This window comes from Cryobacterium sinapicolor (genome assembly GCF_004403465.1).
GTDB classification, from domain to species: Bacteria; Actinomycetota; Actinomycetes; order Actinomycetales; family Microbacteriaceae; genus Cryobacterium; species Cryobacterium sinapicolor.
Genome location: NZ_SOGQ01000072.1, coordinates 1 through 11,128, shown reverse-complemented (window position 1 = coordinate 11,128; position 11,128 = coordinate 1). Strand labels below are relative to the sequence as shown.

The 11,128-nt window shown below is 61.3% G+C and carries 8 protein-coding genes, 1 tRNA gene and 1 pseudogene; 8 read left to right on the top strand and 2 right to left on the bottom strand.

Translation table 11 applies throughout. The annotated features are described in order from the left end of the window. Positions 1-210 precede the first annotated feature (210 nt). From E3T28_RS13015 to E3T28_RS13000, 4 genes are all read left to right on the top strand, one after another. Complete coding sequence (locus E3T28_RS13015; protein ID WP_134431995.1) at positions 211-1,587, top strand: glycosyl hydrolase family 18; 1,377 nt, start codon at positions 211-213, stop codon at positions 1,585-1,587. Between the two features lie 210 nt (positions 1,588-1,797). Next, positions 1,798-1,874: transfer RNA gene (locus tag E3T28_RS13010), tRNA-Pro, on the top strand. 178 nt (positions 1,875-2,052) lie between these two features. After that, entirely contained in the window at positions 2,053-2,307 is a 255-nt protein-coding gene (locus E3T28_RS13005; protein ID WP_241979339.1) for a helix-turn-helix transcriptional regulator, read from the top strand. Positions 2,308-2,313: 6 nt separating this feature from the next. Next, positions 2,314-3,501 carry a tyrosine-type recombinase/integrase gene (locus E3T28_RS13000; RefSeq protein WP_134431992.1) on the top strand — a complete coding sequence of 396 codons (1,188 nt, stop codon included), beginning with the start codon at positions 2,314-2,316 and terminating at the stop codon, positions 3,499-3,501. Positions 3,502-3,896: 395 nt separating this feature from the next. Here the strand turns inward: E3T28_RS13000 and E3T28_RS12995 are convergent, their stop codons facing one another. Together E3T28_RS12995 and E3T28_RS12990 are read right to left on the bottom strand one after the other, a co-directional pair. After that, a complete protein-coding gene (locus E3T28_RS12995; protein WP_134431989.1) occupies positions 3,897-4,397 on the bottom strand; it encodes a hypothetical protein in 501 nt (166 codons plus the stop codon). 425 nt (positions 4,398-4,822) lie between these two features. Then, a complete protein-coding gene (locus tag E3T28_RS12990; protein WP_134431986.1) occupies positions 4,823-5,287 on the bottom strand; it encodes a hypothetical protein in 465 nt (154 codons plus the stop codon). A 200-nt stretch (positions 5,288-5,487) separates the two neighbouring features. Here E3T28_RS12990 and E3T28_RS12985 point away from each other — a divergent pair, with 200 nt between their 5' ends. The 4 genes and pseudogenes from E3T28_RS12985 to mobF all read left to right on the top strand — a co-directional run. Further along, positions 5,488-6,717 carry an ABC-three component system protein gene (locus E3T28_RS12985; RefSeq protein ID WP_134431984.1) on the top strand — a complete coding sequence of 410 codons (1,230 nt, stop codon included), beginning with the start codon at positions 5,488-5,490 and terminating at the stop codon, positions 6,715-6,717. Further along, the gene (locus tag E3T28_RS17805) at positions 6,717-7,223 is read left to right on the top strand and encodes a three component ABC system middle component (RefSeq protein ID WP_420898270.1); all 507 of its coding nucleotides are present in this window, start codon (positions 6,717-6,719) and stop codon (positions 7,221-7,223) included. The genes E3T28_RS12985 and E3T28_RS17805 overlap by 1 nt, the downstream gene beginning before the upstream one ends. Next, positions 7,220-9,154, top strand: coding sequence for a DUF3732 domain-containing protein (locus tag E3T28_RS12980; protein ID WP_134431981.1), 1,935 nt, complete (start codon positions 7,220-7,222; stop codon positions 9,152-9,154). The genes E3T28_RS17805 and E3T28_RS12980 overlap by 4 nt, the downstream gene beginning before the upstream one ends. A gap of 388 nt (positions 9,155-9,542) precedes the next feature. Next, a pseudogene (gene mobF / locus E3T28_RS12975) lies at positions 9,543-11,015 on the top strand (MobF family relaxase); the annotation flags it as partial. Positions 11,016-11,128 lie beyond the last annotated feature (113 nt).

Below are 11,128 nucleotides of genomic sequence, written 5' to 3'. Positions count from 1 at the left end.
CCCTAGCCCGACGACGCTGCGACGTTCTCTATGCCATGCTGCGCGACGGCACCCTTTATCAAACCGACCATCAACTCGCGGCTTGACAAAAACATAGGGGCACCCCCCCGTTCGGGGCCTTTGTCGTGGGCTACATCAGAACGTAAATTTGTCAGGTCGGCCTTTCTCGCGGCCGTTCCACCTCAGTCTGCAGCCCGACGGATATTCATCATGCTCCCCGAATCACACGCCTCACCTGACCGTAAACGTCGGCCATTTTTATTGCTGGTGCTGGTGCTCGTGGCCCTGCTCGGAGTCGGCGGCTACGTCGCATTCCAGTTGGGGGGCGACGACCGGGCGCCCGTGGCCAACGAACCCGCGCCCGAGACCGACCAGCCGTCGACCGAGGCCTACCAGCCCTGGTTCGCCGGCTACACCGACCTCACCGCCACCCCCGTGTTCACCTTCGAGACGCCCGACTCCGAGTCGGGGCGGGACGTGGTCTTGTCGTTCATCGTGGCGGCCACCACGGATGCCTGCACGCCCACCTGGGGCACCTACTACACTCTCGACGAAGCGGTGGAGGGTCTCGACCTCGACCGGCGTCTCGCCCGGGCCGAACAGCTCGGCGGCCAGGTCATCGTCTCGTTCGGCGGGCTGCTGAATGACGAGTTGTCGACCGGATGCACTGACCCGGCCCGACTCGTCGCGGCCTACGACGAGGTGATCGACCGCTACGGCGTGAGCACCATCGACCTCGACATCGAGGGCGGCAACCTGAGGGACACCGTCGCCGGTGAGCGCCGGGCCGCCGCGATGGCGACCCTGCAGGAGAATCGCACCGCGGCCGGCACCGACCTGGCCGTGTGGCTCACCCTGCCCGTGTCACCAGCCGGGATGACCGAGGACGGTGCGACGGCGGTCAGCCAGATGCTCGAGGCCGGCGTGGACCTGGCCGGGGTGAACCTGATGACGATGGACTACGGCGCTAGCCGGGCCGACGGCGACAGCATGGCGGAGGCGTCGATTGCGGCGCTCCAGTCCAGTCACCGGCAGCTGGGCATGCTCTACCGGCTCGCCGGAATCGAGCTCACCGCGGCCACGCTCTGGACGAAGATCGGTGCCACGCCGATGATCGGCCAGAACGACGTGGCCGGCGAGATCTTCAGCCTGGCGGACGCCGCCCAGTTCAACGCGTTCGCGCAGGAGAACCGGATCGGACGTATGTCGGTGTGGTCGCTCAACCGCGACCAGACCTGCGGCTCGGACTACGTCGACCTCACGCGGGTCTCCAACTCCTGCAGCGGCGTGGACCAGGGCGACCAGCGTTTCTCCGATGTGCTCGCCCAGGGTTTCGACAGCCGCCCCACGAGCGCCGCGCCCATCAAGACGACGGAGGAGGCCGGCCAGATCGGTGACCTCACCGACGACCCGGCAACCAGCCCCTACCCGATCTGGACCGAAGGGTCTACCTACCTGGCCGACACCCAGGTGGTCTGGCACCGCAACGTCTACCAGGCCAAGTGGTGGACCCTCGGCGACCTGCCCGATGCTCCCGTGCTCAACGAGTGGGAGACCCCCTGGACACTGATCGGTCCGGTCGACTAGCGTCAGCGGTTGCGGTTCATAGCCCTGTTGTGGACAAGCGCGGAATTGCCTGAACGTCACCTGCGCGCCCCCTTTGGAGCACCCGTCGTTCGTTGAGACGCCAGGACTTTCCCTCCCCGGCCCCAGACTGTGCGCGAGGGCTCTCCGGACGCGGTAAGCTGTTCGAGTTGTCTCCTGTTGGTTCCGTCAGTCGGAATCGCTCAGGAGCGGCGGGCTGTGGCGCAGCTTGGTAGCGCACTTGACTGGGGGTCAAGGGGTCGCAGGTTCAAATCCTGTCAGCCCGACCAAATGTCCCGGAAACTCAAGGGTTTCCGGGACTTTTTTGGTTAAGAGATTTGATTGTGTCATCACTACGTCATCACTTTCAGCCCATTTCCGCCGCTGAGCCGCCCCTGTCGTGCGAGGCGCTGAGGTCGGTTTCGGTTCCTCCCGATCGTCCGGGATCGCCCGGCACACCTCCTGGGTATGAGCATTCACAACGAGAACCCAACCTCCCCTTCCACCGACGACTGGGGCCTGGAGCCGCTGATGGACGTCCACGAGTTGGCGGCCTACCTGGGCATCCCGATCTCCACGGTCTACGACTGGCGGGTGCACGGCAAAGGCCCCGCCGCCTACCGGTTCGGCAAACACCTCAAGTTCGCCATCTCCGATGTGCGGGCCTGGATCGCCCAGCAGCGCGAGCCCACCAGCGAGCCCAGGCGCACCGATCGGCGGTGAGCTGAGATGCCCCGGCAAGGGTTGGCCATCGGCACCTTCGGCGACATCACCACCCGCAAGTTACCGTCCGGCCGATTCGCGGCACGGACCCGCTACCGCGACTGGGACGGCCACGCGCGTTTGGTGCAGGCCAGCGGCGCCACGGCGAATGCCGCCGAACGCGCGCTGAAGGCCAAGATCGCCGACCGGGACCTGTTCCAACCCGCCGACACGTCGCTCAGGCCGGACAGCCTGTTCAGAGACTTGGTGACGTACTGGTTGGAGGACATCGACCTTGAGGACCGGATCTCCCGGACCACGCGGAACCTCTACGAGCGCAACATGCGCACCCTCGTCTCACCCGCCTTCGACCACCTCGCGTTGCGGGAGATCGGCGTGGCCCGGTGCGACAAGTTCATCAAGCAGCTCGCGAAGATCTCCTACAGCCGAGCCAAGCAGGCCCGGGTCGTACTGCGGTTGGCACTGGAACTGGCGGTGCGGCACGAGGTCCTCCCGCGCAACCCAATGGAGCACGTGTCCCGTCTCTACCGCGAGCTGCACGCCCCGAATGCGCTCATGGCGCCCGAGGTGAATGTGATCCGCGCGGCGATTGCGCAGTGGGAGAGCGCCGCCGGCCACACTTCCGGGCCCAAGCCGGATGGCCAGCTCGGCGCGATCATCGAGGTCATGCTCGGCACCTCGGCGCGGATCGGCGAGGTCCTCGCTATCCGCCGCCGGGACGTCGACATCACCAGCCCCGTGCCCTCCATCCGCCTGGCCGGCACCATCGTCAGCCGCAAGGGCGAGCAGACCTTCCGGCAGGACCACCCCAAAACCGCCAAATCAACTCGCGTTGTCGCCATCCCCACCTTCACCGCCGACGCGGTCCGCCGACGGCTCGCCAAAGTCGGGAGCATGGGCCTGGACGACCTGCTGTTCCAATCCCGGGACGGCACCCCACTGACAACCGCGAACGTGCGCCGGCAACTGCGACAGGTGCTGGAAGGTGCCGGCATCAACGGGGTGACCCCGCACATGTTCCGCCGCACCGTCGCGACCGCGGTCAACACCAACGCCAGCATCGAACTCGCCGCGGAGCTGCTCGGCCACACCGACACCAGGGTCACGGTGATGCACTACATCCAACGCAGTGAACTGGTGAACCCGGCCACCGCCGCGCTCCTGGACCGGGCGTTCGCGAAGGATGAAGACTGAATACGGTGCTGCCACGGTGGCAGCACCGTGCCATCTGGGGTTATGCCGCTTGGAACCGAATCTGCGGCCCGAGCGCCACAGCTATCCCGACTGGGCATTCGCGATTGATGCTGATTTCTCACGGTGCCGCCACCGCGGCGGCACCGTGCCATCTGGGGATTTGTTGTGCAGAAGCAAATCTGACTTCGTCGTCCGTAAACGAGGTGTCGGGGGATTGCGCCTGTCCACGGTGACGCCGCAACGGCCACACCGTGCCATCTGGAGTTTTACCGAAAGCCCGAGAATCAGGTCGGCGATGCAAACGTGCGGGCCTGCTCAGAACTACCTTCCATTTTGCGCCGAGAATCGAGCGTTCGCAATCGTTCCCCGCCTCGAAAGCGGAAGGACATACGTAACTAACCAATCTTCAATGCCCCAACTGGCAAGACGGTAAGCAACTGGGTTGCAATCACCGCCAATGACACCGATGCAACGAACGGTGAGGTCAGAGCTAGCATCCACCGCTCAATGAGAGGAGTCAGGATTTTTTGTTTGAATAGGGAGCCCACTGCTACTAGGAAGAGTTGATCGACAGCCTCTGCTCGGTGGGGCCGCTTCATTCTCCACAGATCAACTACCAGCCAACAAAAGAACAGGAACACAGCGATTTGTCCGGCTGTTGCGAGTACGGAGCGAAGGAAGTCGCCCACGCCGTCCATGTGCAGGCCACCATCATCAACAATGACTTGAGCGCCGACGATTGCGCCTATGAAGGTGGAAACGCACAGCAGTATTGCGGCGGTGAGGAAGCGCGCGAGCCAAGTTAGGCGTCCGAGAAGATGACTCCTGTCCTTCAGCCGCGGAAGTGGTTTAGCAGCAAAGAGCATAAGCGACGTCAGCGATGATGTGATGAGCACCCAACCCCAGGCGAAAGAGAGAGCCCAGGTTGCCGATTGAAGAGCTCCCCAAAGCGTCACAGTCCAGAACGCAACCATTGGTATTCGCGGCTCGACGATCTGGCACGCGATGCTATGCCAGTTCGCCCGCGCTGCTGATCTCCTAGCTGGGCCGATCATGGTCGTCCGGTCGATGGTGCTGGACGACCAACGTGGCGCGTCAGTCTGAGGCTCCCATAGCTCTGCCCGACTTTCGAGCGCAAAATCGGATACTCAGTCGTTGTCGGTGCCCGAGAGCGGGTGAATCTCATTCGCACAAAACTCCCGGAATTGTCGAATCTATGGCGAGATGAGGTCGCGGAAGTTTGCACTAGCGTGCAATCCCCAGCGAGGCTCACTCCTTATACTCCTGGCTGGGACTGGCGGTCGACATCGATCGGTACGGGCTACTCGTTGCTTCTCTGATCGTCCAAAGCCTGCTTGCGAGTGAGCACGCGTGTCACGGCCTTTGTGCCTGATCCGCGTACGAGAGTTGTGTTGCCGACCTCTTTCCAGGAGGCATGCTGTCCTTCGCCGTGGTGTTCGCCCTCACAGGAGCACGTGCAGTCGTCACCCACCGCGGTTTGACACCGCAAATCGCACTGCTCGGTCTGGCTGTAGTGCATCTCAATCTGCACTTCGCCGTCCCGGATGGCGATAACTTCCGCGACTGCTGTTAGGTGAACACGACTGATCGTCCAATAGCCTTGCCAGCCCGGTTTGCCTTCATCTGCGTCCAACCATGTTGGTCGGATGACTAGTCCGGTCGCAGTCCTGAACATGTCCCTGTTGGAAGGCTCGTCGCCACGAGGGGCGCGCAGCCCGCGGACTTCGATTCGTCCTGTCATCGGGCGGATAATCTGGGCGGTCATGCACAGAGAGTATCTAATTGGAGCTGATCAAGCAGGAATTTTCCGACGCCTGACCCGGACTGGGGGTGGAGTCTGATCGGTTCCGAGGCGTGGGTCGTCGAGCCGACGTCTCTCCCGCGGGGCCCGCAGGGAAGCTGTGGGATTGAGCGCAGTGATCTTGTGCCACGATGAGGTATCGAGCCAAGGGGGAGGTCTCAGCGTTGACAATCTCGATCGAAAAACGCAGTTTGTTCGACGCCAGCGCAAGCGCGGTGGGATATGCCCACCAGTTCCGATTTTCTCTGCTCAGCGCGTTGCAGCTGCTGCGGCATGGCATCGATTGGCAGATCTCCATCGAGGCTGCCGATGACATCGAAATCCAAGATGCCGACGGGTACCGCAACTACCTACAGTTGAAACACCGTGCTCCGGGGACCACGATGACTAACGCAAGTTCTGATCTCTGGAAGTCACTTCGAATTTGGTCAAAACTCGCCACGGATGGGCAATTGGACTTGACCAAGAGTCGCCTACTCCTCATCACTACGGGCACGCTGTCCGCTGGGGGTGCCGCCGCTGCACTCGTTGAGGACCCGACCAAGAGAGATGTTGCTTCGGCGATGTCGCAGCTGAATGTGACCGCTGGCAGTTCAAACAACAAGGCTAACGAACCGAGCTATCTAGCTTGGAACGCGCTCGGCGAGAGAAAAGAAGGTCTGCTGACTGCAGTCACTGTCGTGGAGGGTTCGGACGATATCGACGCAACCCACCTCGCGATTCAAAGCGAACTTTTGCACGCAGCGGGCCGTGCGAACGTCGACGCTTTCGTATCTCGCCTTGAGGGTTGGTGGTTCCAGAAATGCATCAATATCCTCCGAACGGACTCGGCGGAGTTCATCGAAGGGGATGAGTTAGACGCCTTCATTAGCGAACTTCGACAGAGTTTCCTTGCCGACAGCTTGCCAATCGATCCGGATGTCACGTCGCTGCAAGCAAAATTGGAGCAATTCGCCACATACCGGTTCACTCGACAGATTCAGCTCGTAGGAATCGGACAAGCGCGCATCGCTGACGCGGTCCGTGACTACTACCGGGCGGTAACACAAAGGTCACGGTGGGTCCGCGAAGGGCTGGTACGCCCAGACGAGATCGCAGCCTATGAGGATCGACTCGTAGAGGAATGGCGGTATGTGTTCAATCGACTTCTCGACGACTTACCTGAGGGCGCAACTGAGGAGCTAAAAACAAACACAGCTAAGCAGGTGTACAAATGGGTGGAAGAAGCGACAGCTCCCCCGATACGGGCCCAGCGACCGGATCTCTTTCTAGTGAGAGGGTCACTTCATATTCTTGCGGACTCAGAGTCTGCTGACCCAAGCGTGACGGACGTAGGATGGCATCCGGATTTCGCGGCTCGCCTAATCGCTGTTCTTGAACCCGTTGAGGCCTGATGCGTCGCCCGTCCTCCTTCGAAAGCCGAGAAGTCGCAGCTCTTTTCAATCCTGCGGTCATCGCACTTGTCCTAATTCGTTCAGTCAGCGCTGGTCACGACGCTCACACGAACACGAAGACGGTCGCCGGTCTTCCGCTGGTTTACGCGCCGATGGTTGCGGCGCTGGCCTTGTACCCGGATCTGAGGGCGACTCTCTCGATGACCATATCGACACAATTCGGCACGTGGCTAGAGCGAAGCGCCGCCGCCCGGATATTCATGCCGGAAAGGGTCCGCTCGCTGGTCCCTCTGGTCAACGAGGGCCTACTATTCGCCCTTGCAAACGACGTTCTAGTGCTCCAAGACGGCATTTTGGTACCAGGCAGCGCTGGTCCTAAAAAGGCAACAAGCGGCAAGAGCGCCGACATCGTCGCTGCTCAAAAAGGAGCCGCGTACCTCGGACGTTGGCTCCCAAACTGTGGGACACCGGCTGCGGTGTGCGCACGATTAGGGATCACCCCATGACGTTTCAAATCAAGGCAGTCCATCTGTTCAACTCCAGGGGCGATCGTCGTTCCTTGGACTTCCGTCTCAATGAACTGAACATCATCACAGGCCGGTCCCGGTCTGGCAAGAGCTCGGTGATTGAGATCATCGACTACTGTTTGGGCAGCAAGGGATATCACGTCGCTGCCGGTGCGATTCGGAACACAGTCGTGCAATTTGCACTTGAACTTCAAACCGATGAGGGTGTGGCACTCGTCGCTCGCGCTGCGCCAGTAAACGGTCGTGCGACAACTACGACAATGCATGTGAGTTTCCGGGCGACTAATTCCGGTCGGCCCGAAGTTGACGAAACTGCATCCAATACGGATCTGAAGTCTGGAATAGCCTTCCTGTCTCGCATCATGGGCATCGAGGAGAATGTTACGAATGTTGGCACCGGTACGCGATCAGAATTCGGCGTGACCATCCGTCATGCTTTGGCATTCAATCTGCAATCACAAGACGAGATTGCTAATCAGGATGTTTTATTCCACAGCCAAAATGAAGAGTGGGTGCCTCAATCCATCCGAGACTCTCTCCCTTATCTGCTGGGTACAGTGGACCCCCTATACGTCCTCAAACGCAATCAGCTTCGGCAGAATGAACGCGACTTAAAAGTACTGCTGCGGAGCGCTGGGGATGAGCGCGCAATCGGTCGTTCTAGCAGTCGAGGTTTGGGCCTGTTGTCGGAAGCAATCAGTGTCGGTCTCGCAAGCTCGACAGAAGATCAGTCGCGGGCTCACATTATTGAGTTGCTAACTCTTGCACTGGCCACGGAATCGGAGTCCTATCTTCCCGCGACACCAACAAACGACCTGATTATGCTGTTCGACGAACGTGACGAGTTGAGAGCCTCCGTTGCTCAGACTCGCCACGAGCTGCGGCGCTTACGATCCTTGCTGCGCTACGACGACGACTTTGCCGGTGAAGTTGGCGAGCAACGAAGCCGCCTTGAATCGCTTGGGCTGCTCCAACTAGACGCCAGCGGCCAGCCTCGCAACGATCTCTGCCCAATCTGTAACTCCACGCTAGACCACCCGATAACGTCGGTCGAGCAGATCAATTCTGAACTACAACGAGTTAGCCAGGAGATTGGCCAAGTCAACAAAGAGCGGCAAGACGTTCAAGCTGCAGTGTCCACTGCCGAGGGGAAACTCGCCGAAGCTAGTGCTCTCTTGTTCATCAACCAGCAGCAGATTGACCGATCAACCGAAAGCGTTGAACTCCTGGATTCGCTGAAGAACACATCGCTGCAGCGTGCCGCCGTGCGAGGGAGAATCTCACTCTTTCTCGATTCCATTTCTCGAGAGACGGAATCAGCATTTGTGGATGAACGTATCCGGCATCTGCGAGAGGCAATAGCAGAGTTGATCGTCGCACTAGATTCTGACTCTGCGGATGATCGCCTCGAAGGCGCATTGTCCTGGGTAGCGTTCAAGATGGCCGAAGTCGCGGGCTTCCTTGGGCTTGAGCATTCACCGTCCCCTGTCAGGCTTGACCTTCAGGAGCTCACGGTCGTAGTCGACACCATCGATGGACGTTTCAGATTGGCCCAGATCGGTTCTGGTGAGAATTGGCTGGGCTACCATCTAGCTACGCTCGTTGGCCTTCATAGCTTCTTCGCCGCGAAGAATAGGCCGGTGCCGCGTTTCCTAGTTATCGATCAGCCGTCACAGGTCTATTTTCCGGCCGACGCGGTGGACCAGAGTGGTCTTCGAGATGAGGACCGAACGGCACTTGGTAGGGCGTATAAAGCGATGGCCAAACTCTCCAGGGATGCGGTTGGCGGGTTCCAAGTCATAGTTCTCGACCATGCCGACCTCTCTGACGACTACTTTCAAGAGGCGGTCCTCGAAAAGTGGAGAGTCCATGGGGAAGCTTTGATCCCGCTGGAGTGGATTGGCAACTGAATTGAACCACACGGCGATTTAGGGTGTCTGATCGTCAAGGTGTGCGACCAGGACGAGGAACGAGCCGGCCAGTCAACTGCACAAGGTAGGAGCATCGTACGGATGAAGAGATCGTCGACTCGAGCGAGGCCTTAGAACGGACTTAAAGGTCGCCTACCCGCAGATGTAATCTGGCCAGCGTCCTCCACGCTGGGCCGGCTCAGTCACGAGCTGATGTTGACCAGCCGCGGTAGCGACAGACCGGCAACGTGCCCGCCGGCTCAATCCTGCGCATGAAGACCGCGGCCTGAGCGACCCACAGTGGCTGCCACAGATCAGACAGACGTAATGCCACGCCTCTTGCAGATCGAGGCGGCGCACCTCCTGTGTAACAACGGAGGAGGCCGCGGTGACGGTATCGATGCGGGTGATGAGCGCCGGCGATGGCTACAAGTACTTACTTCGCACCGTTGCCGCCGGTGATGGGCAGCGGTCGCTGACCACGTCGTTGACCCGCTACTACAGCGCGATAGGCACTCCGCCGGGTCGTTGGATGGGAAGCGGTCTCCCGGGCGTCGGCTCGGGTCGCATCCTTGAGGGCGCCGAAGTCACGGAGGCTCAGCTGCAGAGCCTGATCGGGCTGGGGCGAGACCCGATCGATGGGGCACCACTCGGTCGGGCCTATCCCGAGTATCAAAGGCAAGCTGATGCTTCGCCGCACGGCAGTGCTCCGGGAACTGTTACCCGGCGACGTGCGGTGGTCGGGTACGACTTCACATTCTCGATTCCGAAGTCGGCGAGCATCCTCTGGAGCATGGCAGACGCAGCCATGCAGTCGCGGATTGTGCAGGCGCATCATGCGGCGGTTTCCGAGGTCGTGGCGTTCATGGAGCGCGAGGTCGCAGCCACGCGGACGGGTGCTACCGCCCACGACGGTGCCGTTGCGCAGGTTGATGTGACGGGCCTGATCGCCACGGCGTTCGATCACTTCGACAGCAGGGCCGGCGACCCGCACCTGCACACCCACGTGGTGATCAGCAACAAAGTGCAAACCGTGCTCGACGGCAAGTGGCGCTCGCTCGACGGCCGACCAATGCACGCCGCCGTCGTCGCGCTCTCCGAACTACACGAGTCCTTGTTCGCGGACGCCTTAACCCGATCACTGGGCGTGCGGTGGGAGTTGCGAGAGCGGGGGAGGGACCGCCACGTCGCATTATCGATCAGTGCAGTTCCTGAGGCGCTCGTTGCGGAGTTCTCCTCGCGGTCACGGCACATCGACATCGCGACTGACGCGCTCATCGACGCCTACCTGGACCGGCACGGCCACCGGCCAGGACCGGTGACCATCATGAAGCTCCGCGCACAGGCGACACTCTCCACGAGGCCCGCGAAGGAGGTGCGCTCCCTTGCCGAACTCACCGCGGCGTGGCGCGAGCGAGCCGAGCGAGTGCTTGGCGAGGACGCGACCACGTGGGCGTCTACGGCAGCCACACCCGCGAGGGCTCCCGTGTTGCGTGCCGAGGAGGTGCCGGGGGAGGCGATCGATGAGATCGGGTCGGGAGTGATGATGGCGGTGAGCGAGAAGCGTGCGACCTGGCGGCATTGGAATCTCGCCGCCGAGGCAGCACGCCAGCTGGCGCAGCAGCGATTCGCCTCGGCGTCGGATCGCGAAGCCGTCATTGGCCTCGTCGTGGATGCCGCCGAGCGGGCCTCGTTACGGATCACCCCTCCCGAGCTGGCGCCGAGTCCGGCTTCGTTCCTGCGAGGGGACGGCACGTCCGTCTTCCGGCCGAAGCACGCCACTGTCTTCACCTCGACGGACCTGCTCGACGCGGAATCTCGGCTACTGAAGCGCGTCGCGGACACGACCGGCCCCCGAGTCGCCCCGGCTGAGTATTCGATCGTCTGAGCCCCACCCGATCGTGCGCTTGAGCCCCACCGATCGTGCGCAGGAGCACCAGTGGTGGTGTGGCTCAGCACCACCGGTGCTCTCTG

Excerpts from the sequence above, each read along its gene's own strand:
- E3T28_RS13015 (WP_134431995.1), top strand. The coding sequence starts at position 211 with ATGCTCCCCGAATCACACGCCTCACCTGACCGTAAACGTCGGCCATTT.
- E3T28_RS13005 (WP_241979339.1), top strand. The coding sequence starts at position 2,053 with ATGAGCATTCACAACGAGAACCCAACCTCCCCTTCCACCGACGACTGG.
- E3T28_RS13000 (WP_134431992.1), top strand. The coding sequence starts at position 2,314 with ATGCCCCGGCAAGGGTTGGCCATCGGCACCTTCGGCGACATCACCACC.
- E3T28_RS12990 (WP_134431986.1), bottom strand. The coding sequence starts at position 5,287 with ATGACCGCCCAGATTATCCGCCCGATGACAGGACGAATCGAAGTCCGC.
- E3T28_RS17805 (WP_420898270.1), top strand. The coding sequence starts at position 6,717 with ATGCGTCGCCCGTCCTCCTTCGAAAGCCGAGAAGTCGCAGCTCTTTTC.
- E3T28_RS12980 (WP_134431981.1), top strand. The coding sequence starts at position 7,220 with ATGACGTTTCAAATCAAGGCAGTCCATCTGTTCAACTCCAGGGGCGAT.